General features: G+C 70.9%; 23 protein-coding genes. 13 read left to right on the top strand and 10 right to left on the bottom strand.

The window, feature by feature from the left end; translation table 11 throughout:
• Positions 1-16 precede the first annotated feature (16 nt).
• Complete coding sequence (locus KOF26_RS04485) at positions 17-583, bottom strand: CVNH domain-containing protein (RefSeq protein ID WP_216320775.1); 567 nt, start codon at positions 581-583, stop codon at positions 17-19.
• A 95-nt stretch (positions 584-678) separates the two neighbouring features.
• On the opposite strand from KOF26_RS04485, the gene KOF26_RS04480 reads away from it, so the two are divergent.
• Positions 679-1,602: a hypothetical protein gene (locus KOF26_RS04480; protein WP_216320772.1), complete on the top strand. Its 924-nt coding sequence runs from the start codon at positions 679-681 to the stop codon at positions 1,600-1,602.
• Here the strand turns inward: KOF26_RS04480 and KOF26_RS17275 are convergent.
• Positions 1,559-3,580 (bottom strand): ATP-binding protein, encoded by a 2,022-nt coding sequence (locus KOF26_RS17275; protein ID WP_216320768.1) that lies wholly within the window; start codon positions 3,578-3,580, stop codon positions 1,559-1,561. The two genes, KOF26_RS04480 and KOF26_RS17275, sit on opposite strands and share 44 nt — an antisense overlap.
• Positions 3,581-3,735: 155 nt before the next feature.
• Between KOF26_RS17275 and parC the strand changes: the two genes are divergently transcribed.
• Positions 3,736-5,982, top strand: a complete 2,247-nt coding sequence (gene parC, locus KOF26_RS04470; protein ID WP_216320765.1) for a DNA topoisomerase IV subunit A — start codon at positions 3,736-3,738, stop codon at positions 5,980-5,982.
• Positions 5,983-6,086: 104 nt separating this feature from the next.
• A complete protein-coding gene (locus KOF26_RS04465) occupies positions 6,087-7,817 on the top strand; it encodes a putative bifunctional diguanylate cyclase/phosphodiesterase (RefSeq protein ID WP_363181798.1) in 1,731 nt (576 codons plus the stop codon).
• A gap of 60 nt (positions 7,818-7,877) precedes the next feature.
• On the opposite strand, the gene KOF26_RS04460 is transcribed toward KOF26_RS04465, so the two are convergent.
• The 4 genes from KOF26_RS04460 to KOF26_RS04445 are packed head-to-tail and all read right to left on the bottom strand — an operon-like array spanning position 7,878 to position 10,816.
• Positions 7,878-9,077, bottom strand: coding sequence for a CCA tRNA nucleotidyltransferase (locus tag KOF26_RS04460; protein ID WP_216320762.1), 1,200 nt, complete (start codon positions 9,075-9,077; stop codon positions 7,878-7,880).
• The gene (locus KOF26_RS04455) at positions 9,070-9,657 is read right to left on the bottom strand and encodes a CoA pyrophosphatase (RefSeq protein WP_216320759.1); all 588 of its coding nucleotides are present in this window, start codon (positions 9,655-9,657) and stop codon (positions 9,070-9,072) included. The genes KOF26_RS04460 and KOF26_RS04455 overlap by 8 nt, the downstream gene beginning before the upstream one ends.
• Complete coding sequence (locus KOF26_RS04450) at positions 9,654-10,220, bottom strand: DUF1285 domain-containing protein (protein WP_216320756.1); 567 nt, start codon at positions 10,218-10,220, stop codon at positions 9,654-9,656. Before KOF26_RS04450 ends, KOF26_RS04455 begins: the two co-directional genes overlap by 4 nt.
• 14 nt (positions 10,221-10,234) lie before the next feature.
• On the bottom strand, positions 10,235-10,816 hold the full coding sequence (locus KOF26_RS04445) for a GNAT family N-acetyltransferase (protein ID WP_301183108.1): 582 nt from the start codon (positions 10,814-10,816) through the stop codon (positions 10,235-10,237).
• Between the two features lie 55 nt (positions 10,817-10,871).
• Between KOF26_RS04445 and KOF26_RS04440 the strand changes: the two genes are divergently transcribed.
• Genes KOF26_RS04440 through KOF26_RS04425 form a run of 4 tightly spaced genes read left to right on the top strand, consistent with a single transcriptional unit; the run spans position 10,872 to position 14,006 of the window.
• Positions 10,872-11,243: a dihydroneopterin aldolase gene (locus KOF26_RS04440; protein WP_216320751.1), complete on the top strand. Its 372-nt coding sequence runs from the start codon at positions 10,872-10,874 to the stop codon at positions 11,241-11,243.
• The gene (locus tag KOF26_RS04435; RefSeq protein ID WP_216320747.1) at positions 11,240-12,007 is read left to right on the top strand and encodes an SDR family oxidoreductase; all 768 of its coding nucleotides are present in this window, start codon (positions 11,240-11,242) and stop codon (positions 12,005-12,007) included. Before KOF26_RS04440 ends, KOF26_RS04435 begins: the two co-directional genes overlap by 4 nt.
• Complete coding sequence (gene tsaD, locus KOF26_RS04430) at positions 12,004-13,038, top strand: tRNA (adenosine(37)-N6)-threonylcarbamoyltransferase complex transferase subunit TsaD (RefSeq protein ID WP_216320744.1); 1,035 nt, start codon at positions 12,004-12,006, stop codon at positions 13,036-13,038. Before KOF26_RS04435 ends, tsaD begins: the two co-directional genes overlap by 4 nt.
• Positions 13,035-14,006 carry an NAD(P)H-dependent glycerol-3-phosphate dehydrogenase gene (locus KOF26_RS04425; RefSeq protein ID WP_216320739.1) on the top strand — a complete coding sequence of 324 codons (972 nt, stop codon included), beginning with the start codon at positions 13,035-13,037 and terminating at the stop codon, positions 14,004-14,006. Before tsaD ends, KOF26_RS04425 begins: the two co-directional genes overlap by 4 nt.
• On the opposite strand, the gene KOF26_RS16985 is transcribed toward KOF26_RS04425, so the two are convergent.
• Together KOF26_RS16985 and KOF26_RS04415 are read right to left on the bottom strand one after the other, a co-directional pair.
• Positions 13,993-14,775, bottom strand: a complete 783-nt coding sequence (locus KOF26_RS16985; protein ID WP_253201092.1) for a PEPxxWA-CTERM sorting domain-containing protein — start codon at positions 14,773-14,775, stop codon at positions 13,993-13,995. The genes KOF26_RS04425 and KOF26_RS16985 overlap by 14 nt on opposite strands.
• A 41-nt stretch (positions 14,776-14,816) precedes the next feature.
• Positions 14,817-14,993, bottom strand: a complete 177-nt coding sequence (locus KOF26_RS04415; RefSeq protein WP_216320736.1) for a DUF1674 domain-containing protein — start codon at positions 14,991-14,993, stop codon at positions 14,817-14,819.
• Between the two features lie 38 nt (positions 14,994-15,031).
• Here KOF26_RS04415 and KOF26_RS04410 point away from each other — a divergent pair, with 38 nt between their 5' ends.
• The 4 genes from KOF26_RS04410 to purH all read left to right on the top strand — a co-directional run bounded on the left by KOF26_RS04410 (position 15,032) and on the right by purH (position 20,383).
• A complete protein-coding gene (locus tag KOF26_RS04410) occupies positions 15,032-16,306 on the top strand; it encodes an RsmB/NOP family class I SAM-dependent RNA methyltransferase (RefSeq protein ID WP_216320733.1) in 1,275 nt (424 codons plus the stop codon).
• A 76-nt stretch (positions 16,307-16,382) separates the two neighbouring features.
• Positions 16,383-17,042, top strand: a complete 660-nt coding sequence (gene rpe / locus KOF26_RS04405) for a ribulose-phosphate 3-epimerase (RefSeq protein ID WP_216320730.1) — start codon at positions 16,383-16,385, stop codon at positions 17,040-17,042.
• Position 17,043: 1 nt separating this feature from the next.
• Complete coding sequence (locus KOF26_RS04400) at positions 17,044-18,750, top strand: heparinase II/III family protein (RefSeq protein WP_253201091.1); 1,707 nt, start codon at positions 17,044-17,046, stop codon at positions 18,748-18,750.
• Between the two features lie 40 nt (positions 18,751-18,790).
• Positions 18,791-20,383: a bifunctional phosphoribosylaminoimidazolecarboxamide formyltransferase/IMP cyclohydrolase gene (gene purH / locus KOF26_RS04395; protein ID WP_216320725.1), complete on the top strand. Its 1,593-nt coding sequence runs from the start codon at positions 18,791-18,793 to the stop codon at positions 20,381-20,383.
• Positions 20,384-20,438: 55 nt separating this feature from the next.
• Here purH and KOF26_RS04390 read toward each other — a convergent pair whose 3' ends face one another.
• Both KOF26_RS04390 and polA read right to left on the bottom strand, forming a co-directional pair.
• Entirely contained in the window at positions 20,439-21,941 is a 1,503-nt protein-coding gene (locus KOF26_RS04390; protein WP_216320721.1) for a lipopolysaccharide biosynthesis protein, read from the bottom strand.
• Positions 21,938-24,706, bottom strand: a complete 2,769-nt coding sequence (gene polA / locus KOF26_RS04385) for a DNA polymerase I (protein WP_216320718.1) — start codon at positions 24,704-24,706, stop codon at positions 21,938-21,940. The genes KOF26_RS04390 and polA overlap by 4 nt, the downstream gene beginning before the upstream one ends.
• Before the next feature lie 116 nt (positions 24,707-24,822).
• Between polA and KOF26_RS04380 the strand changes: the two genes are divergently transcribed.
• Together KOF26_RS04380 and KOF26_RS04375 are read left to right on the top strand one after the other, a co-directional pair.
• Positions 24,823-25,125, top strand: coding sequence for a DUF2946 family protein (locus tag KOF26_RS04380; protein ID WP_216320715.1), 303 nt, complete (start codon positions 24,823-24,825; stop codon positions 25,123-25,125).
• Between the two features lie 52 nt (positions 25,126-25,177).
• The gene (locus tag KOF26_RS04375; RefSeq protein ID WP_253201090.1) at positions 25,178-26,491 is read left to right on the top strand and encodes a hypothetical protein; all 1,314 of its coding nucleotides are present in this window, start codon (positions 25,178-25,180) and stop codon (positions 26,489-26,491) included.
• The last annotated feature ends 57 nt before the right edge of the window (positions 26,492-26,548 follow it).

Below are 26,548 nucleotides of genomic sequence, written 5' to 3'. Positions count from 1 at the left end.
GGGCCGGCCGGCCTCTCTACTGGCAGGTCAGGCGGCCATAGCTGTTGGCGAGATTGCCGGTGCGGCAGGAGCGCATGTCGATGCTGCTTTCGCGGCGATCGCCCCGGCCATTGTCGCACCGCGCCGAGAAGGTGGAGCCGCGCATGCTCGGATTGGAGCAGCTCTGCGCCCAGGAACCGCCGGGCATGCGCCCGCCGCCGCCCCAGCCCGGACCGCCGGGGCCGCCCGGTCCACCGCCCCAGCCGGGACCACCGGGGCCGCCCCCGCCGCCGCCCCAGCCGGGACCACCGGGACCACCGGGGCCGCCTCCGCCCCAGCCCGGCCCGCCGGGCCGGCCCCCGCAGACGAGCTGGCCGTTGTCGTTGCCGATATCGCCACGGCAGCCGCGATAGCGCAACGCGGTCTGGCGATAGCGACCGCGATTGTCGCGGCATTCGGCGGTGAGCGTGTCGCCGCGATCGCGGATCGACCGGCAGGAATCGCGATAACTGCCGCGCGGCGCGGCTGCGTCCGCCGCGGCCGGGACCGAGGCCCCGCTGAGGCCGGTTGCCAAAATGGCCGCCGCGAAGATCAATTTCTTCATGACTCACTCTCCTGCGCGCGAGGCTGTGGGTGCCGCGCCTGCCGCGAAACGCCCGAACCTCGCTTTCAGGCTAATCCAGGCTAAAGAACGAGGCCATGGACGATCTCGCCACATTGGTTGCCGGGGAGCTGGCCGGTCCCGTCGACCCCCACGCCGTGCGCCTTGCCGAGGCGATCGCCGCGCGCCACCCGACGGCGCGCGCGGTGCTGTTCTACGGCTCCTGCCTGCGCAGCCTCTCGCTCGACGGGCTGATGCTCGATTTCTACCTGATCGTCGGCGACTACCGGCAGGCGTTCGGCAAGGCGTGGCTCGCCGCCGCCAACCGGCTGCTGCCGCCCAACGTCTTCCCGTTCGAGGCGGATGGTCTTGCCGCCAAATATGCGGTGCTGAGCGAAACGGATTTCGCCCGGCTGGCCTCGGCGGCGACGCGCGGCGTGTCTGTCTGGGCGCGGTTCGCCCAGCCGGCCCGCCTCGTCTGGGCGGCCGACGACGAGGCCCGCGCCGGTGCCGTTGCCGCAGTCGCCGGGGCCGCGCCCGCGCTGCTCGCCGCCGCCCGCCCGATGCTGCCCGAGCGGGTGGGGATGCTCGACCTGTGGCGCGAGGCGTTCGCGCTCACCTATGCCGCCGAGCTTCGCGCCGAGCGCGGCGGACGCGCGGCCTCGGTCGTCGACGCCGAGCCCGAGCGCTATCTGCGCTTCACCCTGCCGGCGCTCGCCGCCGCCGGTCTTGCTGGCGAAGTCGATGGCGAGGCGATCCGTTTCGCCCAGCCGGTGTCGCCGGCGGAACGCGCGGCGGCGCGGCGGCTATGGGCGCGGCGGCGGCGCGAGGGCAAGCTCCTCACCCTGGCGCGCCTCGCCAAGGCCAGCGCCACCTTCGCCGGCGGCATCGATTACCTTGCCTGGAAGATCAACCGCCACGCCGGCGCCAATGTCGTCATCCGCCCGTGGCAGCGGCGTCACCCGATCCTCGGCGCGATCACTCTGCTGCCGCGGCTGATCCGGGGAGGTGCGATACGCTGACCGGCGGCAGCGCGGCGGCGAGCGCGCGGTCCAGCCCGGCGATGGTGAAGGGCTTGCGCAATATCTCGTGCCCCGCAAGGTCCGCCGCCTCGCCGGCATCGCCGACATAGCCGGTGACGAACAGCACGCCGAGCTCCGGATAAAGCGCGCTCGCCCGGCGGACCAGCTCCGGCCCGGTCATGCCCGGCATCACCACATCGGTGATGAGCAGGCGGATGCCCGGCGTCTCCGCCAGCAACGCCAGCGCCTCGTCGCCGCTCGCGCAGGCGACGGCGCGATGGCCGAGCTCGCCCAGCCCGTCCATCGTCGAGCGCAGCACGCGCGGATCGTCCTCCACCACCAGGATCGCCGGATCGGGCATCGCCACCGCCTGGACCGGCGGCGCGTTGATGCCGCGCGCGGCGGGCGCCGCGGACAGCGGCTCGGCGGCAACCGCGCCGGTGTGGCGCGGCAGATAGAGCGAGACGATCGTGCCGGCGCGCTCCACCGAATCGATGGCGATCTCGCCTCCCGACTGGCGCACGAAGCCGAAGATCTGGGACAGGCCGAGGCCGGTCCCCTTGCCCACCGGCTTGGTGGTGAAGAAGGGCTCGAACACCCGGTCCATGACGTCGCGGCTCATGCCACAGCCATCGTCGACCACCGAGATGCAGACATAGTCGCCCGCCTTGGCCTCCCCGATCTCGCCGTCGCTCAACGAGACATTGGCCGCGGTGATCAGCAGCCGCCCCTCGCCGTCCATCGCGTCGCGGGCGTTGACGGCGAGGTTGAGGATCGCATTTTCCAGCTGGTGGCCGTCCACCCATACCCGCCACAGGCCGGCGAGCCCGCGCGAGACGACGGTGATCCGCTCGCCCAGCGTGCGATCCATGAGGTCGGACATGCCGGCGACGAGCTGGCCCGGGTCGACCGCCTGCGGCAGCAGCGGCTCGGCGCGCGCAAAGGACATCAGCCGCCGGGTCAGCGCGGCGGCGCGATTGGCGCCCTCCATGGCGTGATCGATATGGCGGGAGACCTCCTCCGCCTCCTGGCGCATGCGCCGACGGGCGAGGTCCAGCCCGCCGATCACCACCGCCAGCATATTGTTGAAATCATGTGCAATGCCGCCGGTAAGCTGGCCCACCGCCTCCATCTTCTGCACCTGCCGCAGCTGCAACTCGGCCGCCTCGCGCTCGGCCATCTCGGCCTGGAGGCGGAGATTGGCGGCGGAAAGCTCGGCGGTGCGCTCCGCCACCGCCACCTGCAGCCAGCCGGCGCGATCGGAGGCATTGTCGGCGTCGTCGCGGGCGCGGCGATGCTCGCCCCAGGCCGACACCGTCATCCAGCCGAGCGCCAGCGCCACCCCAACCACCGCCATGCCGAGCCCCGACAACACCCAGGCGAGCAGGTTGGCGCGGCCGGCAGTAAGGCGGGACTGGATCTGGCGTGACGCCAGCACCGCGCGCTCATTGGCCTCGATCCGGCCGAGGGTCAGCGCCAGATCGGAGACGGTCTGTTTCTTGCCGGCTTCGTTGAAGGTGGTCAGCGCGGGCAGATATTGCTTGTAGTTGGCGTGGCCGGCAGGCGCGTTGAGTTCCTTGCCGCGCTGGTCGAACAATTGCTGCAGCCGTTCCACTTCGGCGCGCTGGGCGGGATCGCGGGCGGTCACGCGGCGCAGCCGCTCGAGCTGGCGGCCGGCGGCGATCCACTCGTTGTAATAGACCGTGCCCACGCCCCTGTCGGCGGAGATGACGAAGCGGCCCAGCGCCGCCTCGGCGCGGCCGATCGAACCCGAAATGCCCGAGGTGAGCAGCATCACGTCATAGCTGTGCCGCTCGCGCACGACGGCGTGCTCGCGCTTGACGTTGGATTGGCCGACCAGCACGATGACGAGGATCAGCAGCGCAGCCAGCGCCACGCCTGCGACGCTGGCGACGACGCGAAGCCTGATTTCGCCCGCCGAGCCTTCCTCGACGGCGTCGATTTCGGACATGGCCATTAACGCCATTTTAGGATCATTTCGGAGGCGAGCAAAGGCTTTCGCGTCCGATCCACATCCTTCGCTCGCCCCTGTGGCCCCGAAACCCGCAAAAATCGGGGCCTCTTGAATCAACAGCGGTTCCTCAGACGCGAAATCCGCTCTACTCGCGTGCCATGTCCGATCCAGCCGCATCCACCGATCCGTTCGATCAGGTCGTCGAGGCGCCGTTCGACGACGCGCTGTCCAGCCGCTACCTGGTCTATGCGCTCTCCACGATCACCGCCCGCTCGCTGCCCGATGTCCGCGACGGGCTGAAGCCCGTGCATCGCCGGCTGCTCTGGGCGATGCGCCTGCTCAGGCTGGACCCGACGGCCGGCTACAAGAAATGCGCCCGCGTCGTCGGCGACGTCATCGGCAAATATCACCCGCACGGCGACCAGTCCGTCTACGACGCGATGGTCCGCCTCGCCCAGACCTTCTCGCTGCGCTACCCGCTGGTCGACGGGCAGGGTAATTTCGGCAATGTCGACGGCGATAACGCGGCCGCGATGCGGTACACGGAGGCGCGGCTGACGGCGGCGGCCGGCGAACTGATGGCCGGCCTCGACGAAGGCACCGTCGATTTCCGCCCGACCTATAATGGCGAGGAGGAAGAGCCGGAAGTTTTCCCCGGCCTGTTTCCCAACCTCCTTGCCAACGGCGCCGCCGGCATCGCCGTCGGCATGGCCACGTCGATCCCGCCGCACAATCTCGCCGAGCTGATCGACGCGGCCTCGGCATTGATCGACGACGCCGCCGCCGATCCCAGCCAATATGTCGCGGGGCCGGATTTCCCGACCGGCGGCATCCTCGCCGATTCCGCGACGTCGATCGCGGATGCCTATGCCACCGGGCGTGGCGCCTTCCGGGTGCGCGCGCGCCACGAGGTCGAGAAGCTCGCCCGCGGCGAATGGGCCATCGTCATCACCGAAATCCCGTTCGGGGTCGCCAAGGGCAAGCTGATCGAGCAGATCGCCAGCCTGGTCTCCGACCGCAAGCTGCCGATCCTCGCCGACATCCGCGACGAGAGCGACGAGCACATCCGCATCGTGCTCGAGCCGCGCGCCCGCACCGTCGATCCGCAGATGCTGATCGACAGCCTGTTCCGCCTCACCGACCTCGAAATCCGCGTGCCCCTCAACCTCAACGTGCTCGACAAGGATCGCACGCCAAGGGTGATGAGCCTGCGCGAGGCGCTGCTGGCGTGGCTGGAACACCAGATCGAAGTGCTGGTCCGCCGCTCGCAGCACCGGCTGCAGAAGATCGACGACCGCAGCGAGCTGCTCGACGGCTATCTCATCGCCTATCTCAATCTCGACCGCGTGATCGAGATCATCCGCACCGAGGACGAGCCGCGCCCGGTGCTGATGGCCGAGTTCGGCCTCACCGAGCGGCAGGCCGAGGCGATCCTCAACATGCGGCTGCGCTCGCTGCGCCGGCTGGAGGAGATGGAGATCAAGAACGAGCGCGCCAAGCTCGCCAGGGAGCGCGAGGGGCTCGCCGCCCTCATCGAAAGCCCGGCCAGGCAGCGCACCCGGCTGAAGAAGGATCTCGCCGCGCTGCGCGCCCGCTACGGCCCCGACACCGAACTCGGCCGCAGGCGGACCCTCGTCGAGGAGGCCGGGCCGGCGCGCGACATCCCGCTCGAGGCGATGATCGAGCGCGAGCCGATCACCGTGATCCTCTCCCAGCGCGGCTGGATCCGGGCGATGAGCGGCCATCGCGAGCTCGGCGCCGCGGACACGCTGAAGTTCAAGGAAGGCGACGGCCCGCTGTTCGCCTTCCACGCCCAGACGACCGACAAGCTGCTGCTCGCCACCGCCAATGGCCGCTTCTACACGCTGGCCGCCGACAAGCTGCCCGGCGGGCGCGGCTTCGGAGACCCGGTGCGGCTGATGGTCGAGATCGAGGGCGAGCAGCCGATCGTCGCCCTGATGCCGGTATCGCGCGCCGAGCGGCTGCTGCTCGCCGGATCGGACGGGCGCGGCTTCGTCGCCCGCTCCGCCGAACTGGTCGCCGAGACGCGGAAAGGGCGGCAGGTGGTCAATCTCCGGCCCGGCGCCCGGCTGCAGGTGGTGCGGCCGATCCCGGCCAATGCCGATTATCTGGCGGCGATCGGCGACAACCGGAAGCTCGTCGTCTTCCCGCTCGACGAACTGCCCGAGATGACGCGCGGCGCCGGTGTGCAGCTCCAGCGCTATCGCGATGGCGGGCTTTCCGACGCCGTCGCCTTCCGCTTCGAGGAGGGGTTGAGCTGGCCGATGGGCGGCGAGAGCGGCCGCATGCGCACCGAGACCGACCTCAGCCAGTGGCGCACCGCGCGGGGCGCCGGCGGGCGCATGCCGCCGGTGGGCTTCCCCCGCGACAACCGCTTCGCCTAGGGCCCGTTCACCGCGAATCCGGCTCCGGGCAAGCAAAGAATTAACCCTCCCCGCTTAATCCGGGCAGCATGCAGAGGGTGTCGGCGAGACGGAAAACCGAGCGCGTGTCGGCGGGCGCCATCCTCGGCGCGCCCGCGGCCCGCCAGCCCGAGCCGGTCCAGCCGGGCATGGAGATCGTGCTGCGCGCCCGCCAGACCTATCTGGACGCGCTGCCCATCGCCGCCGCCGTCGTCGTGCAGGATGATCTCGGCCGGCTGCGCGTCGTCGCCGCCAACGCCGCCTTCGATCGCATCGAGGCGCTCACCGGCAAGCCGGGCAAGCTGTTGCATCGCGCCCCGTTCGACAATGCCTTCGCCGACTTCCTCGACGGCGATCAGGCGGCGATCCAGTTCAACTGGACGACCGACAGCACCGCCAGCGCCCGCCATTTCATCGTTCGCCTCGCCACGCTGGAGCCGCTGCCGGGCATGCCGTGGCGGTGCATGGTGTCGCTGGTCGATCGCACCGCCGAGGTCGAGTCGGAGCGTTCGCTGCGTGCCGAGATGCTGCATGACAGCCTCACCGGCCTGCCCAATCGCGTCGCCTTCGACGAGGCGCTGGAGGAAGCGGCCGCGTGCGATCGCGCCGGCGGCGCGACGTCCCACCACGCCGTTCTGGTCGTCGATCTCGCCCGCTTCAGCCGGGTTAACGAGTGTATGGGCTCGATGGCCGGCGATGAGCTGATCATCACCGTCGCGCGCCGCCTGCTGTTCACGCTGCGCGCCGGCGACGTGCTGGCGCGCATCGGCGGCGACGAGTTCGGCATCCTCATGCGCATCAATGCCAGCGTCGAGGAGGCGCGCGAGGCCGCCCGACGCATCGTCACCACCTTGTCCACGCCGTTCCGCCTGTCCGATCTCGAAATCCGCATCGATTGCGCGGTCGGCTGCGCGATGACCCGCGAGGGCGCCGGCTTCGCCGAGGATGTGGTGCGCAACGCCCAGTTTGCCTGCAAGCGCGCCAAGTCCACCGGCAGCGTCGAAATCTATCAGTCCGGCGAGGCGACCGCCGTGCGCCGCCGCTTCTCGATCGAGACGGAGCTGCGCCGCGCGCTGGAGAATGCCCGGCTGGAGCTGGCCTATCAGCCGCTCGTCGATCTCGCTTCGAACCGCGTCACCGGCTTCGAGGCGCTGGCCCGCTGGTCCCATCCCGAAGAAGGGATGATCAGCCCGGCCGAGTTCATCCCCGTCGCCGAGGAAAGCGGCCTGATCGTGCCGCTCGGCCGCTGGGCGATGGAGACGGCGGTCCGCCAGCTCGCCGAATGGGACGAAGCGGCCGGCTCCGCGCTGCCGCTCTCTATGGCGGTCAATCTGTCGGCGATCCAGCTCACCCGCGACGATGTCCCGACGATGGTCGCCGAGACGCTCGCCCGCCATGGCGTCGCCGGGCGGCGGCTGGTGGTGGAGCTGACGGAAAGCGCCATCGTCCACGACCCGGAGCGCGCGGCGCGCGTGCTCGGCCAGCTGAAGGCGCTCGATTGCGCCATCGCCATGGACGATTTCGGCACCGGCCACTCCAACCTCGCCTATCTGCAAAAGCTGCCGATCGACGTGCTCAAGATCGACCGCAGCTTCATCACCGGCATGCTCACCGATCGCGACAAGGTGGCGATCGTGCGCGCCGTGCTCGGCCTCGCCAATGCGCTGGGCATGCGCACCACTGCCGAGGGCATCGAGGCGGTGGAGCTCGCCCACACCCTCTCGGCGCTCGGCTGCAGCCACGGCCAGGGCTATTATTTCGGCAGGCCGATGTCGGCCGACGAGGCGATGGCCTGCTTCCGCGCCTTCAACGGCTGAGCGCGCGCCAGACGCCGGACGGGCTCTTCGCGACCCCGCCCTGTCCGCCCGGTCGCGGTTTCAGGAGGCGTCGGACAAAAGCCGCCCCGCCTCCTCTGCCGCCAGCACCCGCACGCGAGCCGCATCGGGAAAGCCCTCGGCGATCCAGCGCCGCTCCACCGCCTGCAGCGCCGTCGCCACCACCGGGCCGGCGCGCAGGCCGAGCGCGATGAGGTCGCCGCCGCTGACCGGCAGGCGCGGGCGCTGCCAGCCGGCGAGCCGGGCAAGATCCGCGGCACCGCCCTCGTCGAGAAGCAACCGGTCGATCGCCCCCTCCAGTCCGCGGCGATAGGCGAGCGCATCCGGCGTCATCGGCTCGGCCACGGTTGCCGCTGTCACCAGCCGATCGCGCTGGGCCCGCGACAGGCGCAGCCGCCCGGCCACCTCCGCCGCCACCGCCGGATCGGGCGGCAACAGCGCCGCCAGCCGGCGCAGGGCAGCTGCCGCCACCCCCAGCGCCCGTTCGCGCGCCGCCAGCCGGGTGAGCCGCGCCACGCCTTCGGGCCCGATCTCGGGCAGCACCGGCGCCCAGATGCCGCGCCCCTGCATCAGCGCCACCGTCGGCGTTGGATCGGGAAGGCCGAGCAGTTTCAGCGTCTCGTCCGCGATGCGCTCGCGAGACAACGCCATCAGGTCGTTGGCGCGCAACGTGCATGCTTCGAGCGCGGCCGCATCGGGCTCGCCGCCGAAGCGGGCATGGAAGCGGAAGAAGCGCAGGATGCGCAGATGATCCTCGGCGATGCGCGCCAGCGGGTCACCGATGAAGCGCACCCGCCGCGCCGCCAGATCGCCGAGCCCGCCGAAATGATCATGAACGGAAACGTCCGCCCCGCGCGCGAACCCCGCCCCCGCCGACAGGGCGTTGATCGTGAAATCGCGCCGCGCGGCATCCTCCCGCCAATCATCGGTAAAGGCGATGGTCGCGCGCCGCCCGTCGGTGGTGAGGTCGCGGCGAAGCGTCGTCACCTCCACCGGCCCGCCCGGCAGCACCGCCGTCACCGTGCCATGGGCGATGCCGGTCGGCACCGGCTTGAGGCCGGCCGCGGCGATGCGCCGCTCCACCTCCGCGGGCGGCAGCTGGGTGGCGAGATCGATGTCGGTGACGGGCAGGCCGAGCAAGGTGTCGCGCACCACCCCGCCGACGAAGCGCGTGACGTCGCGCCCGGCATCGAGCGCGTCGAGCAGGCGATCGAGCCCATCCCGTTCCCGCCACTCAGCCATGACCGAGCCTGCGCCCGAGATTGACGATCATCGCCGCCGTCGCCCCCCAGATCCGCCAATCGCCCCACATGATCTCGTAATAGCGCCGCTCCCGCCCGCGAAACTCCCCGGCGCGCTCCACCTGATTGGCGATGTCGAGCACGAAATCGAGCGGCACCTCGAACACCGCTGCCACCTCGGCGTCGTGCGGCACCAGCGGCAGGTCCGGCGGGACGATGCCGACTACCGGCGTCACCGAGAAACCGGTGACGGTGCGATAGGCGTCCGCCGTCCCGATGACGTCGACCAGCCGCCGCGGCAGGCCGATCTCCTCCTCTGCCTCGCGCAGGGCAGCGTCCACCGGCCCGCTGTCGCCGGGATCGAGCCGTCCGCCGGGAAAGGCGACCTGCCCGGGATGGCGGCGCAACGTCTCGGTGCGACGGGTGAGGATCAGCGTCGGCGCCGGCCGGTCGACCACCGGGACCAGCACCGCTGCCGGCGTCGCGGCGATGCCGTCATGCTCGTCGTCAAAAAGATCGCCCGGCAGCAACCCGGGCGCGTCGGCGGCCAGCGCCTCTGCGATCCGCTCGCGCAAGGTCATGCCGGCACCAGCGGGAAGCAGGCGCCGTCGCTCCACAGGGCGGGTGGCTCGCCGCCCTCGGCCAGCGCCAGCGCCGCCAGCTCGTAATAGACCGGCCGCGCGACCAGCGCGTCGAGACGATCGCGAACATGGAGATAGGGATGGGGGCCGTCCTGCCGCTCCTCGACGCGCAAGCGGTGGTCCGGCCCGGCCACCACCAGATCGCCGGTGTTGAGCCGGAAGGCGAGGCGGCGGGCCGCGCCCTCCCCCTCGCTCTTCAGCTCGACGGCGAGGAACGGCGCGTCGGCGACGTCGATGTCGAGCTTCTCGACCGGCGTCACCAGCACATAGCCGCCCTCGGGCTCGCGGCGCAGGATGGTCGAGAACAGCCGGACCATCGCCGGCCGGCCGATCGGCGATCCCTCGTGAAACCATGTGCCGTCCGCGGCGATCGCCATGCCGCTATGCCCGCAATGCGCGGGCTGCCACTGGGCGACCGGCGGCAGGCGCCGCTCCTCGGCGAGCCGCGCGATCTCCGCGAGCGACAGGCCGGCAAGGTCGGGTGGGGGCATGGGGCCTGGCATGCCCCCTCCCTAGGTCACCGCGAGCGCGGGCGCAAAAGTCCCGAGACGGGCAGCGCCGGGCCGCCGGTGAGACGCGCCAGCAGGCGGCGCTGCTCGACCGGGCCGGGCACGCGCCACTGGCCGGTGACGGCGTCGGAATAGCCGAAGAATCGGCCATAATATTCCGGATCGCCGATCAGCACCGTGGCCTCGACGCCGGCGGCGTCGATCGCCGCCAGCGCGTGCCGGGTCAGCGCGCGGCCGAGCCCGCCCTGCTGGCGATCGGGCTGGATGGCGATCGGGCCGACCAGCACCAGCGGCACCACCCGCCCGTCATCGCCGGCCAGCTCCACCGGCCAGCTCTGGAAGGAGCCGACCAGCTGCCCGTAATCGTCGACCGCCGCGAACGACAGGCCGGGAATCGCCGACACGCCTTCGCGCAGCCGATAGGCTGTCCGCCCTCGTCGATCCGTGCCGAACGCGGCGTCGAGCAAAGCCTCGACCTCGGTTTCGGGGAAGTCGGCGAGCGGCGTGAAGTCGAGCGTGTCGATGATGATCGTCGTCCTGATTCGCGTTTCGGAAGCGCGCGCATCTAGTGCGATTGGCGCCGCGTGCAAGATTAATGGCCCGGATTCTTGCGCTGTCGCGTGCCGACGCGCTAGGCGCGAGGCCATGGAAGATCTTCTCCGGCTCGAAGTTGCGGACGTGGAGATGTCGGTGCTGACCGGCATCTATTCGGAGGAGACGCACCTCCCTCAGCCATTGCGCATCTCGATCGCCGTCGATCTCGACTGTCCGGATCATTTCGCGCCGGGCACCCCGCTGTCGGCATCGAAAAATTATCTCGACCTCAAGCGCGCCGCGACCAGCGCGCTGCCGGGCGACGTCCATTTCACGCTCGTCGAGGCGGTGGCGGATCATATCTGCGACACGTTGTTCTCCGGCGATGCGCGAGTGCGGCGCGTCGAGGTGAAGATCGTCAAGCTGGCGATTTCCGAGCGCGGCGAATCGATCGGCATCACGATGGTGCGGCACCGCAAATGAGCCTGGCGCTGGTCACGGGCGGCTGCCGGCGCATCGGCGCCGCGATCGCTGCCCGTCTGGCACAGGACGGCCACGCGCTGGCGCTGCACAGCGCCGGTGACTCGGCGCCGGACCCGGGCCTCGCCCGCGCGCTGGACGAGGCCGATGTCGACTGGGCGGTGTTCTCCGCCGATTTCGAGGACGAGGACGCGGTCGAGGGGCTGGTCGCCGAGGTCGCGGCGCGATTCGGCCGCGTGCCCGAGCTGCTCGTCAACAACGCCGCCCGTTTCGCCTTCGACACGCCGGACACGGTGACGATGCCGGCGATGCTGGCCCATCACGCCGTGAATGTCGCCGCCCCCGCCATCCTCGCCCGCACCCTCGCCGCCGCCCTCGGGCCGGAGGGCAGGGGCGTCATCGTCAACATCCTCGACCAGCGCATCGCCGAGCCCAATGGCGACCAGCTGAGCTACACCCTCTCCAAGCTGGCGCTGGCCGAGCTCACCCACATCCTCGCCCGTCATCATGCGCCGCGGCTGCGCGTGGTCGGCGTGGCACCGGGGCTGACCCTGCCGACCGGGGATTATGCGCCCGGCCAGATGCAGCGGCTCGCCGCCGCCATGCCGCTCCGGCGCCTGTCCCGGCCGGAGGACATCGCCGACGCCGTGGCGTGGCTGGCCGGCGCATCGGCGGTGACCGGACAGGTGCTGTTCGTCGACGGCGGCGCCCACCTCAACCGCTACGAGCGTGACTTCCTGTTCCTCGGCCGAGAGGAGGAGGCATGAGCATCATCCTCGGCCTCGAATCCTCGTGCGACGAGACGGCGGCCGCGCTCGTCACCAGCGATCGCGGCATCCTCGCCCACCGCCTCGCCGGGCAGGAGGCGGCGCACCGGCCCTATGGCGGCGTCGTGCCGGAGATCGCCGCCCGCGCTCATGTCGAGGCGCTGGGCCCGCTCATCGAGGCGGCGCTCGCCGAGGCCGGGCTGACGCTCGGCCAGGTCGACGCGATCGCCGCGACCGCCGGGCCGGGGCTGATCGGCGGCGTGATGGTCGGGCTCGTCACGGCCAAGGCGCTGGCGCTGGCGGCGGACAAGCCGCTGATCGCGGTCAATCATCTCGAGGGCCACGCGCTGTCGCCGCGGCTCGCCGATCCGGACCTCGCCTTTCCCTATCTGCTGCTGCTCGTCTCGGGCGGCCATTGCCAGCTGCTCGCCGTCGAGGGCGTCGGCCGCTATCGCCGGCTGGCCACGACCATCGACGATGCCGCCGGCGAGGCGTTCGACAAGACTGCGAAGCTGCTCGGCCTCGGCTTTCCCGGCGGGCCGGCGGTTGAGCGGGCGGCGGCGGCCGGCGACCCCGCAGCGGTGCCGCTGCCGCGCCCGCTGGTCGGCACGGCCGAGCCGCATTTCTCCTTCGCCGGCCTCAAGAGCGCAGTGCTGCGCGCCCGCGATACGGGGAGCTGGTCGGTGCCCGATCTCGCCGCCTCGTTCCAGCAGGCGGTGGTCGACTGCCTGGTCGATCGTACCCGCCGCGCCATCGCACAGGTTCCACAGGCGACCGCTCTGGTGGTCGCCGGCGGCGTCGCCGCCAACGGCGCCGTCCGCGCCGCGTTGACCGCGCTCGCCCATCAACATGACCTGCCCTTCTCCGCGCCGCCGCTATGGCTGTGCACGGACAATGCCGCGATGATCGGCTGGGCCGGCGCCGAGCGCTTCGCCGCCGGTCTGACCGATCCGCTCGACGTGCCGGCCCGCGCCCGCTGGCCGCTCGATCCCCATGCGGAGAAGGCGCGCGGCGCAGGAGTGAAGGCATGAGGCTTGGCGTCATCGGGGCGGGCGCGTGGGGCACGGCGCTGGCGCAGGTCGCAGCCGGTGGCGGCGACGACGTGCTGATCTGGGCATATGAGCCGGAGGTGGTCGACGCGATCAACGCAGCCCACGTCAACACGCCCTATCTGCCCGAGGTGCCGCTGTCGCCGGGGATCCGGGCAACCGGCGATCTTGCCGCGCTGGCCGATCGCGAGGCGCTGCTGGTGGTGACGCCGGCCCAGCATCTCGGCCGCATCCTTGCCACGCTGGATACCGACGCGCCGCTGATCCTCTGCGCCAAGGGCATCGAGGCCGGCACCAGGCGGCTGATGTCGGATGTCGCCGCCGCCGCGCGGCCGGGGAGCCCGATCGCCGTCCTTTCCGGCCCGACCTTCGCCAGGGAGGTGGCAGCGGGGCTGCCCACCGCGGTCACGCTCGCCTGCGCCGACGAGGCGCTCGGCCAGCGGCTCGCCCACCGCCTCGCCCGGCCGACCTTCCGCCCCTATTTCTCGGACGATGTCGTCGGCGCCGAGATTGGCGGGGCGGTGAAGAACGTCATGGCCATCGCCTGCGGCGTCGTCGAGGGCGCCGGGCTCGGCCAGAACGCACGCGCCGCGCTGATCTCGCGCGGTTTCGCGGAGATGACGCGCTTCGGCCTCGCGCTGGGCGCGCGGGCGGAGACGCTGGCGGGCCTGTCGGGGCTGGGCGACCTGGTGCTCACCTGTTCGTCCGCCAGCAGCCGCAATTTCTCGCTGGGGATGGGGCTGGGCCAGGGCAAGCCGGCCACGGAGCTGTTGGCCGACCGCCGCACCGTGGCCGAGGGCGCCTTCACCGCGCCCGTGCTGGTCGAGGCCGCCCGCGAGGCCGGCGCCGACATGCCGATCGCGGACGCCGTGGCGGACCTGCTGGCCGGCAAGGCCGATGTCCGCGCCGTGATCGACCGCCTGATGAGCCGGCCGCTCAAGCGGGAATAGCCGCCCGCCGCCTACCGCGCAGGCCCGCGCCCACGAGGCCGAAGCCGGCCAGCATCGTCAGCCATGTCGCCGGCTCGGGCACCGCGGCGGCGAGCGGGGTCGCCGTCATCGTCAGCTCCACATTCCGGGTGGAGAAGTAATTGAAGGGGCCGACGATGCTGTAGAGGAAACCCTGAAGGTCGGGGCGACCGCCGTCGTCGCTCGCCACATGGAGTGCGGGCGAGGTCCAGGGATTGGCGATTCCCAGTCTGAAATCATCAAACAGGCCAACGAATGCCATCCCGGCGGGATCGTTCCCCCGCGCGCGCTCATCGTCGGAGTCCGCCGGCGAGGAGCCGCCAATCCAGAGAACGGGGCCGTCATCGGAGTAGAGACTAAATTGCAGCCCGACCGGGAAGCTGACCGGAATATTCAGGTAATTGACCGTGACATCGCCGATTTCACCCACGACGATCCGCTCCGGATCAATGGTGAAGGTGAAGGAGCCGCTCACCGGATCGACCGGCACCCCGCCGGCATAGCCATTGCCGACGAAGAAATCCGTCGCGCTGAACTCGACGGTATAGACGGTGACGGCGGCGCTGGCCGCCCCGGACAGCACGGTCCCCGTCGCGAGCAGGACGGAAGCCAGGAATTTCGTCATCTGATTGTCCCCAAGGATAAGGGTCGAGCCTGTCGGATGATCGCAACGCAACACATGCCTGGCCCGGCAATCAGAATAAAAAGGTCTTATCCCAGGATCATAGGTATCGCGCGGGGGAAGCGTCAACCGCGCCTGATCGCTAGGGTCTGGACCTATAGGTCCAGACCCTAGAAATCGATCGCGATGCCCTTGCTTTCCCAGTCGCCATAGCGGACCGGGTCCGGGCCGTCCCGGGCGGGTTCGGGCGCCAGCGTCACCGCCTCTGGCGCGGGCACCGGCTCGCTCGGGCCCCAATGGGCAGGCGCCTTCACATGGGGCGGGCGTTGAGTGGCGCGATTGGTCATGGCTGGTCTTTCCGTTCCGAACTCGCCACATCGGCGCGATGTCCACGCCTGACAAGCCCGAACCTGCCGGCACCGAGACGCGCCGCGCCGCCATGCGCCTCATCGACGCGGTGCTCCGCCGCGGCCTGCCGCTGGAGGCGACGTTCGATGTCGCCACCCAGCATCTGACGCTGGCGGTCGATCGCGCCCATGCCCAGGCGATCGCCGCCGAGACGCTGCGCCGCCTGCCCGATCTCGACGCGCTGATTGACGCCCATACCGAAAAGCCGATCCCCGCCGACGCCAAGGCGCGCACCGCGTTGCGCCTCGCGCTCGTCCAGGCGCTGGCGCTGGGCACGCCGCCGCACGCCGCCATCGCCACGGTGCTGCCGCTCGTCGATGGTGGCCCTCGCCGGCTGGTCCACGGCGTGTTCGGGGCAGTGATGGCGGCCGAGGCCAAGCTGCCCGACCCGCCTTCGCTGCCGGCGGCGGTCACCAAGCGCTGGCGCAAACGCTATGGCGGCCCCGCGGTGCGCGCGGCGCAGGCTGCCATCGCCGCCCCGCCGCCGCTCGACCTCACGCTGCGCGATCCGGCCACCACCGGGGACTGGGCCGCCCGGCTTGGCGCCGAAAGCCTGATGCCCGGCCATCTCCGCCTGCCGCGTGCCAGCGTCACCGAGCTTGCCGGCTATGACGACGGCGCCTGGTGGGTGCAGGATCTCGCCGCCGCGATCCCCGCGCGCCTGCTGGGGGCCGGGCCTGGCACCGCCCTCGATCTCTGCGCGGCCCCCGGCGGCAAGGCGCTGCAGCTCGCCGCCGCCGGCTGGCAGGTCACTGCGCTCGACATCTCCGCGGCGCGGCTGGGGCGCCTGCGCGACAATCTCACCCGCACCGGCCTCGCCGCCGCGATCGTCGAGGCGGACGTGATGACGTGGGCACCGCCCGCGCCGGTCGACGTGATCCTTCTCGACGCGCCCTGCTCGGCGACCGGCATCTTCCGCCGTCATCCGGACGTGCTTCACCGCACCAGCCCGCGCGCCATCGCCAATCTGGCCGAGCAGCAGGCGGCGATGCTCGCCCGTGCCGCCCGGTGGCTGAAGCCCGGCGGGCGCATCGTCTATGCCGTCTGCTCCGCAGAGCCTTCCGAAGGCGAGGCGGTGGCAGATGCCTTCCTCGCCCAGCATGCCGACTTCGCCGCCGACCCGGTGACGGCGGGGGAATTGCCAGCGCTGATCCCGCCCGTTGCCGGCCGGCTGCGCGTCGCCCCCGGGGCGATCGTCGAGCATGGCGGGGCGGACGCCTTCTTCGCCACCCGCTTCCAGCGCCTTGGTTAGAGGGCGGGGGCCTGCCCCTGATCCGCATTCGCAAACAGGTTGAAAGGGGCGACTCGCAGGTTTAGTCCGCTTTTTCATGCAACAGCCGGTCCGCATCGCCCCTTCGATCCTCTCCGCCGACTTCTCCCGGCTGGGCGAGGAGGTGCGCGCGATCGATGCGGCAGGCGCAGACTGGATCCATGTCGATGTCATGGACGGCCATTTCGTGCCGAACATCACCATCGGGCCGGCGGTGGTCAAGGCGCTGCGGCCGCATACGTCCAAGCTGTTCGACGTCCACCTGATGATCTCGCCGGTGGACCTTTATCTGGAGGCCTTCGCCGAGGCCGGCGCCGATACCATCACCGTCCATCCCGAGGCCGGCCCGCACCTCCATCGCACCATCCAGCGCATCAAGTCGCTCGGCAAGCGCGCCGGCGTGGTGCTCAATCCCGCGACGCCTGCCGATGCGCTCGATTATGTGCTGGAGGATATCGACCTGGTGCTGGTGATGAGCGTCAATCCCGGCTTCGGCGGGCAGAGCTTCATCACCTCGCAGCTGCGCAAGATCAGCGCCATCCGCGAGCGGATCGAGCGGCTCGGCAAGGCCATCGACCTCGAGGTCGATGGCGGCATTGACGTCGACACCGCCCGGCAGGCGATCGCCGCCGGCGCCGATGCGCTGGTCGCCGGCACCGCCACCTTCCGCGGCGGGCCATCGGCCTATGCCGCCAATATCAGGGCCCTGCGCGGCTGAGATGGGCGGGGGCCAGACCGACAAGGACGGCCCCGATACGATCCGCGCGGGCAACCGCCCTCGCGAGGGGCTTGCCGCCCGCTTCGTCCACAGCCTCCATCGCGCCAGCTGGCGCACGCCCTTCCATGCGCTGCGCCTGCGCGGCCACCAGCCGCTGAAGCTGCGCGCCATCCCGGCCGATCCGGTGCCGGGCGATGCGGCCGCGGGGCAGGCGATGCTCAGCGGGACCATCCGCCATGGAGGCGAGGAGGCGACGATCGCCGGCTTCACCTTCGCCATCGACGGCCGATCGCCGGCCTTTGCCGATCATATGCAAAGCTTCGCCTGGCTGCCCGATCTGGCCGCCGCCGGCCCGCGCAGCAAGGCGGCGACGCCGGCCGAGCTGCTGCTGCGGCGCTGGCTGGCGCACGAGGGCGGCAATGTCGGCCCCGGCTGGAGGCCCGAGCTGTGCGGCCAGCGCATTCTTCACTGGGCGGCGCACGCCCCGCTGCTGCTCGCGTCCGGCGATCCGGTGCATCGCTCGGCGATGCTCAACGCGCTCGCCCGCATGGCCCGCCATCTCGACGGCACCGCCGACAAGGCCCCCGCCGGCCTGCCGCGCGTCGCCGCCTGCGCCGGGCTGGTGACGGCGGCCTTGCTGATCCCGGGCCGCGAGCCGCGGCTGGCCCGCGGCATGGCCGCGCTCGACCGGGCGCTGGTCGCCGCCTGCTGGCCGGATGGCGGACTGATCGGGCGCGCGCCGGTCGATCTGGTGGCGCTCGTCACCCTGCTCGCCCGGCTCGGCGCCGTATTCGAAGCAGCGGACAAGCCGGTCACCGGCGAACTCGTGCCGACGCTGGCGCGCGCCGTACCCGCGCTGCTCGGCGTGACGATGGGCGACGGCGCGCTGGGCAGCTGGCAGGGCGGCTGCCCGCTCCCGGCCGAGCGTATCGCTGCCGTCATCGAGGCTTCCGGCATCCGCACGCGTCCGCTCAGGCGGGCACGGGAATGGGGCTATCAGCGGCTCGTCGCCGGCCCTGTGGTGGTCGTCGCCGATTGCGCGCCGCCGCCCGCCGCCGCGTCCGCCACCGGCTCCGCCTCGACGCTCGCCTTCGAAATGTCGGACGGGCCGCGTCGGCTGATCGTCAATTGCGGCGGCGGGCGGCCGGTGACGATGCTGGACGGCGGGCTGGCCGAGGCGCTGCGCACCACCGCCGCCCATTCGACCGTCACGCTCGACGACACCAATTCCACCGCCATCCTGCCGGACGGCACGCTGGGCCGCGGTGTCGGCGAGGTCGAGCTGGATCGGCGCGAGGACGAAGGCGGCTCGAGCCTGGAGGCCAGCCATGACGGCTATGTCCGCCGCTACGGCCTCGCCCATCGCCGCCGGCTGGCGCTATCCGCAGACGGCAAGGCCCTGGTCGGCGCCGACATCATGACGCCGGCCGGGCGCGGCCCGCGCCACGCCGCCGGCTTCGCGGTGCGTTTCCATCTCGGCCCGGGCGTCGAGGCCAGCGCCACCGCCGACGGCCAGGGCGCGCTGCTCCGCCTGCCCGGCGGCGGCGCCTGGCAGTTCCGCGCCAAGGGGGGCGCGGCCGTGACGCTCGACGCCTCGCTCTGGGTCAATGGCGAGGGTCGCACCCGCCCGACGACGCAGATCGTCGTCACCGGCGAGGCGGGCGCGAGCGGCGCCACCATCGACTGGTCGTTACGGCGGGTGGGCTAGGGGCTGTCATCCCGCGCCCAAGGCGCTAAAGGCGCGGTCCATGACCGATCATGTGAAAGCCGCCCGTGCCCTCCTCTCCGTCTCGGACAAGGACGGGCTCCTCGATCTCGGCCGGGCACTCGCCCGCCATGGCGTGGAGCTGGTCTCGACCGGCGGCACCGCCAGGGCGCTGCGCGACGCCGGTCTCGACGTCCGCGATATTTCCGACCTGACCGGCTTTCCCGAGATGATGGACGGCCGGGTCAAGACGCTCCACCCCAAGGTGCATGGCGGCCTGCTCGCGGTGCGCGACGATGCCGGCCACCGCGCGTCGATGGACGAGCATGGCATCGGCGCGATCGATATCGTCGTCGTCAACCTCTATCCGTTCGCCGCCACCGTCGCGAAGGGGGCCGAACGGCCGGAGATCATCGAGAATATCGACATCGGCGGCCCGGCGATGATCCGCTCGGCCGCGAAGAACCACGAGTCGGTCGCCGTCATCACCGAGCCGGGCGACTATGCCGCGCTCATCGCCGAGCTCGACGCCAATGGCGGCGCCACCACGCTGGCGCTGCGCCGCCGGCTCGCCGCCACCGCCTATGCCGCCACCGCCGCCTATGACGCGGCGATCGCCAGCTGGTTCGCCTTCGCCGACCAGAAAGAGCAATGGCCCGAGACCCTGCCTTTCGCGCTGAAACGCAAGTCGGTGCTGCGCTATGGCGAGAATCCGCATCAGGCCGCCGCCTTCTACGATTATGCCGGCGGCCACGGGCGCGGCATCGGCCAGGCCGAGCAGGTGCAGGGCAAGGAGCTCAGCTACAATAATTACAACGACGCGGACGCGGCCCTCGGCCTCGTTGCCGAGTTCCGCGACGCCGAGCCGACCTGCGTCATCGTCAAGCACGCCAATCCCTGCGGCGTCGCCACCGCCGGCACCCTGGTCGATGCCTATGAGGCGGCGCTCGCCTGCGACAGCGTCTCGGCGTTCGGCGGCATCATCGCCGTCAACCGGCCGCTCGACGGCGCGACCGCGCGCGCCATCTCCTCGATCTTCACCGAGGTGGTGGTGGCGCCCGACGCCGACGAGGAGGCGCGCGCCATCTTCGCCACCAAGAAGAATCTCCGCCTGCTGCTCTCCGGCAGCCTGCCCGGCCCGGAAAGCCTGTTCATGACCGCCAAATCGATCATCGGCGGCTGGCTGGTGCAGACCGGCGACACCGGCGTCATCGGCGAGGATGAGCTCAAGCTCGTCACCCGCCGCGCCCCGACGCCGCAGGAGCTGGCCGACTGCCTGTTCGCATGGAAGGTGGCCAAGCACGTCAAGTCCAACGCCATCGTCTATGCCAGGGACGGCGCCACCGCCGGCATCGGCGCCGGCCAGATGAACAGGCTGGAGAGCGCGCGCATCGCCGCATGGAAGGCCCGCGACGCGGCCGACAAGGCCGGCTGGCCCGAGCCGCGCACGATCGGCTCGTCGGTCGCCTCCGACGCCTTCTTCCCCTTTGCCGACGGCCTGCTGGCGGCGGTCGAGGCGGGCGCCACGGCGGTGATCCAGCCGGGCGGCTCGATCCGCGACGAGGAGGTGATCGCCGCTGCCGACAAGGCCGGGCTGGCGATGGTGTTCACCGGGATGCGCCACTTCCGCCATTGAGCTCTGGGTAAAAGCGCAAAGCCCTCTCCTTTCCCGGGAGGGGGCTTCACAGCGTTCACACCTCCGCCGCCGTGCCCTTCATCCGGAACAGCTCGCGGTCCTCGTGGCCGAAGCCCCTGTACCAGATCACTGCGCCATAGGCGGCGAGGATCGCCGGGATGCCGATCAGCAGCTCCAGCCATTCCGGCAGCAGCGTGGCCAGATAGCCGACCGCCACCGCCGGCGCCGTCGCCCACACCAGGGCCCAGCGCCAGCCGGACACCCGCGCGCCGAGCAGCCGCGACAGGAGCCGCGCCTTCATCACCGACGCCAGGCCGAGCGCGCAGGTCATCGCGATCGCCGGGCCGGCGGCCTGCACCAGCACCGGCCATTGCATCACGCGCATCGCGTGGACGACGGCAAAGCTCAGCGCCACCTGTACGACGATCATCAGCAGCGAGATGACGAGGTTGCGCTTGCGCGCCACATAGATCAGCGCCGCCTCGGAGACGACCGCCGTCGCCGCCACCACTTCGGCGAGAAGCAGGAAGGCGAGCGCGCCGACACCGCCGACGAAGTTCGGCCCGACCAGCCCCATCACCGCCTCGCCGGGAATGCCCAGCGCCAGCGCGATCGCGGCCTGCGCGGCGATGATCCAGAAGCCGACCTGGCGCACCTGCCGCGCCACCGCCGGCTTGTCGCCCTCCTCCAGCTTCTGGGTGATGACCGGGCCGAGAATCGGATCGAAGCTGGTCTTCAGCTTCTGCGGCAGGGACGCGACCTGCTGCGCGACATAATAGATGCCGACGATCGCCGGCGAGAAGAGCAGGCCGAGAATGGCGATGTCGATGCGCCGCGATCCCCATTCGATGGCGTCGGCGGCGGCGAGCGGCAGGTTGCGGCGGGTAAGGGCGGCGAGCCGTTGCGGCTCCGGCTTCCAATAGCCCGGCGGGCCGTAGCTCCTCAGCAGCGGCACGATCGATGCGACGAAGGCGGCGATGATCGACAGCACATAGGACAGGATCAGCCCGTCGCGCAGCGAGTAATATTGCAGGCCGAATGCGGCGAGCGAGATCGTCCACGGCTCGATGATCGAACGGGCCTTGACGGTGGCGCCGATGTCCAGCCGATAGGCCAGCGCGGCGAGCGAGATGTCCGACCACACCAGCCCGAACACGGTCAGCGGCAGCAGCCAGTCCAGCCCGTTGAGCGCGGAATTGGGGAACATGATCTGCGGCAGCAGGCAGAGGAACGCCGCCGTCACCGTCGAGGAAAGGCCGCCGAGCAGCATCGCGTCCCAGACGCTGTGCGCCTGCGGCCGGCTGGTGCGCGCCAGTTGCTGGGCGAGGCCGCGCTTGAGGCCGAGCGTGGCGAGCTGGGCGGCGAACTCGACGACGATCACCGCATAGGCGAAGCGCCCCAGCGCCTCGGCGCCGTAGACCCGGCCGGCGATGAAGAGGAAGGGCAGGCGTGCCGCGAGGCGGAGCAGGAAGCCGAAGAAGTTGGTTCGGCCGCCCTTGGCGAGCTGGGAGATGTCCGCGTTCGGCGGGCCGGGCGCGCCGGCGACGGCGCCGGTCAATGCGCGGCGCCCCAGCTCGGGCCGGTGCCGATCTCGACGCCCAGCGGCACGCTGAGCCGGACATAGGGCTCGGCGGCGCTTTCCATGACGCGGCGGATCACGGTGCTGGCTGCCGCGGCATCCGCCTCCGGCACTTCGAACACCAGCTCGTCATGGACCTGGAGCAGCATCTTCACCGAAGTCAAACCTTCGGCGGCGAGCGCCGGGCCCATGCGGACCATGGCGCGCTTGATGATATCGGCGCTGGTGCCCTGGATCGGCGCGTTGATCGCCTGCCGCTCGGCCGCCTGTCGCTCGGACACCGTCTTGCCCTTGATGCCGGGCAGGTGGGTCTTGCGGCCGAACAGGGTGGTGACGAAGCCCTGCTCGCGGACCTGACCGACGGTCAGCGCGATATAGTTGCGCACGCCCGGGAAGCGATCGAAATAGCGATCGATGATCGCCTGCGCCTCGCCGCGATCGACGCCCAGCCGCCCGGCCAGGCCGAAGGCGGAGATGCCGTAGAGGATGGCGAAGTTGATCGTCTTGGCGCGCCCGCGGGTGTCGCGGTCGACGGTGCCGAACAGTTCCTGCGCGGTCAGGTTATGGATGTCCTGCCCCTCGGCGAAGGCGGTGCGCAGCTGCGGCACGTCGGCCATGTGCGCGGCGAGCCTGAGCTCGATCTGCGAATAATCCGCCGACAGCAGGACATGGCCCGGCGCCGCCACGAAGGCGTCGCGGATGCGGCGGCCGAGCTCGGTGCGGATCGGGATGTTCTGGAGGTTGGGATCGGTCGAGGATAGCCGCCCGGTCTGCGCCACCGCCATCGAGAAGCTGGTGTGGACGCGCCCCGTCACCGGATTGATCTGCTGTTGCAGCGCGTCGGTGTAGGTCGACTTGAGCTTGGTCAGCTGCCGCCATTCGAGCACCAGCCGCGCCACCTCGATGCCTTCGGCGGCCAGGCGCTCCATCTCGTTGACGTCGGTGGAATAGACGCCGGACTTGCCCTTGCGCCCGCCCTTCAGCCCCATGCGCTCGAACAGCACTTCGCCCAGCTGCTTGGGGCTGCCGATGGTGAAGGGGCCGCCCGCCGCCTGATGGATGACGCCCTCCAGCCGGGCGATCTCCACTGCATAATCAGCCGACAGTCGCGACAATTCGGCGCGATCGACCGAGATGCCCGCCATCTCCATCTCGGCGACGACGGCCAGCAGCGGCCGGTCGACCAGCTCATAGACGCGCGTCGCCGCCTCGCGCGATAGCCGCGGCTTCAGCCGCTGCCACAGGCGCAGCGTGACGTCGGCATCCTCGCCGGCATATTCGGTGGCCTGGGCGAGCGACACCTTGTCGAAGGTGATCTGGCTCTTGCCGGTTCCGCACACCGATTTGAAGCTGATCGTGTCGTGCGAGAAATGCTTCTTGCACAGATCGTCCATGCCATGCCCGCCCAGCCCCGCGTCGAGGTCGTAGGACAGCAGCATCGTGTCGTCATAGGCGATGATGTCGATGCCGGCCCGGCGGAACAGGATCAGATCATATTTGAGGTTCTGCCCGATCTTGAGGACGGACGGGTTTTCCAGCAGCGGCTTGAGCTTCGCCAGCACCAGCTCGCGCGGCAATTGCTGCGGCGTCTCGGATAGCAGCCCGTCGCCGACATGGCCGAAGGGGATGTAGCAGGCCCGCCCGCTGGCAGTGGCGAGGCTGACCCCGACCAGCTCGGCGCGGATCGCATCGAGATGAGTGGTTTCGGTGTCGACCGCGACACGTCCCTCGGCGGTCGCCTCGGTGATCCACAGGTCGAGCGTCGCCTCGCTGGTGACGCACTCGTAGCTCTTGTGATCGAAGGCCGGCTCTTCCGGAATCTCCACCGGAGCCGCCGCCACCGCCGGCTCGGCGAGCACCGATCGGCCCGGCTGCCCCTCGCCGCCGACGCGCAGCAGCAGCGACTTGAAGCCCTGCTCGGCCAGGAACTCGCGCAGCGGCTCCGGCGGCAGGCCCTTCAGCTTGAGCGCGTCGAGCGGCTCGGGCAGCGGCCGGTCGCACACCAGCCGCACCAGCTCGCGCGACAGGCGGGCATTGTCGGCATGGGCGAGGAGCGATTCGCGCAGCTTCGGTTTCTTGATCGTCTCGGCGTTCTGCAACACCGCATCCAGCGAGCCGAACTCGTTGATCAGCTGGCTCGCCGTCTTCGGCCCGACGCCCGGGACGCCCGGCACGTTGTCGACGCTGTCGCCCATCAGGGCCAGCACGTCGCCGAGCAGCTCCGGCGGCACCCCGAACTTCTCGATGACGTGATCGCGGCCGAGCCGGCGGTTGTTCATCGTGTCGAGCATGTCGAGGCCCGGCTCGATGAGCTGCATCAGATCCTTGTCGGAGCTGACGATCGTCACCTGCCAGCCCTCGGCCAGCGCCGCCCTGGCGTAGCAGGCGATGATGTCGTCGGCTTCCAGCCCCTCTTCCTCGATGCAGGGCACGGAGAAGGCGCGCGTGGCGGTGCGGATCAGCGGGAACTGGGGGACGAGATCCTCGGGCGGCGGCGGCCGATGCGCCTTGTAGGCGCCGTACATGTCGTTGCGGAAGGTACGACTGGAGGCGTCGAGGATCACGGCGAGGTGGGTCGGCCCATCCGCCTTGTGGAGATCGTCGACCAGCTTCCACAACATGGTGGTGAAGCCATAGACCGCGCCCGCCGGCATCCCGTGCCGGTTGGTGAGCGGCGGCAGGCGGTGATAGGCGCGGAAAATATAACCCGAGCCATCGACGAGATAGAGATGATTGCTGCTCACGACGGCCGCGATGTAGCAACTGCCGGGCCGCTTGGCGATTGCCTGCGGGCAACAAACGGATGCAAAGCTGTGGACGGCTTGCCGGGCCCGGCGCGTCCGCCTAGCTTCGGTCGGTCGTGACCCGCCTGATCGCCCTCATCGCCCTTCTGCTCGCCGCCTATGCGCCAGCCGCCGCGCGGGCGATGCCGGCCATGGCGTGCTGCCCGCAGGCAATGGCGAAGGCGATGCATCATGGCGAGCATCGCCCCGCTCTGCCCGGTGACGCGGCCGATTGCGCAGTGCCCGCCGCGATGCCGGCCACGCCGCTCGCCCAGCTCGCCGCGCCGCCGGCCCTTTTCGCTATCATCGCGGCAGCGCCGGTGCGTGCGCTGTCGGGGCGCCTGCCGCCGGCCGAGCTGCGCCCTCCGCGCCGAACCTGATCGCGCCGCGGGTCCGCCCGGATCCGCGCCGACACGGTTCACGGAGACACTGATGAGACACAAGCTTTGCGCGACCGCGGCCCTTGCCGCGGCGGTGGCGGCGATGCCGGCCGCTGCCCAGACCGACGCCCATGCCGGGCATGACATGGCCGGCATGATGGACATGCCCGGCATGGCCCAGCCCGATCAGGCCATGCCCGATAGGCCCGGCATGGCGGCGCTGATGCATGACGGCGTATCCGGCACCAGTCGCCTGCCCGCCGCCGGGCCGCCGATGGCCGGGCTGCATGTGATGGCCGGCGACTGGATGCTGATGGCCCACGGCTATGGCTGGGGCGTCTACACCGATCAGGGTGGCCCGCGTGGGCGCGACGAGGGATTCGTCGAATCGATGGCGATGCTGATGGCGGCGCGGCCGGTCGGCGACGGCGGCAAGCTGCAGCTGCGTGCCATGTTCTCGGCCGAGCCGCTGATGGGCGATCGCGGCTATCCCAATCTGTTCGCCACCGGCGAGACGGCCGGCGGCCGCGCGCTGATCGACCGCCAGCACCCCCACGACCTGTTCATGGAGCTGTCCGCCCGGCTCGACCTGCCGGTGGCGCCGGGCCTCACCGGCTTCCTCTATGTCGCTCCGGTCGGCGAGCCGGCGCTGGGGCCGAGCGCGTTCATGCACCGGCCGTCCGCCCGGCTGAACCCCGATGCCCCGATCACCCACCATTGGTTCGATTCGACGCACATCGCCTTCGGCGTAATGACGGCGGGCCTGTCCGGGCGCCATTGGCAAGCCGAAGCCTCCGTCTTCACCGGCCGCGAGCCGGACGAGGATCGCTGGGACATCGAGCGTCCGCGCTTCGATTCGTGGAGCCTGCGCGCGACATGGCTGCCCGACGAACATTGGTCCGCCTCGCTCTCCTATGGGCGGATCGAGAGCCCGGAGGTGCTGCACGTGGGCGAGGACGAGGGGCGGCTGGTGGCGAGCATCGCCTATGCCGCGCCGGGCTTCACCGCCACCGCCGGCTGGTCGCGCAAGCAGCGCATTCCCGGCCGCGCCCTGCAGGCGGGCTTCGTCGAGGGCAATTGGGCGATTCGCCCGCGCCATAACCTGTTCGGCCGCGTCGAGCTGGTCGACAATGACGAGCTGTTCCCGGAAGGCGATCCGCTCCACGGCCGGCCCTTCACGGTCGGCAAGGCGACGCTCGGCTATGCCTATGAACTGCCGCTCGGCCGGGCGGCGGCGCTGGCGCTGGGCGGCGCCGGCAGCGCTTATGCCAAGCCGGATCGCCTCGACGCCGCCTATGGCCGCACGCCGCTGAGCTTCAGCCTGTTCGCCAAGCTGACGCTGGGGCAACCGGCCGGACTCAGGTGACATAGAAGCGTTCGGTTCGGGCCTGTCGAGGATCGCCGCGACGATGGTGGCTGCTTC

The sequence above is a fragment of the Sphingomonas quercus genome, assembly GCF_018863195.1.
Classification (GTDB): domain Bacteria; phylum Pseudomonadota; class Alphaproteobacteria; order Sphingomonadales; family Sphingomonadaceae; genus Solisphingomonas; species Solisphingomonas quercus.
This window is presented reverse-complemented; position numbering and strand designations above follow the sequence as displayed.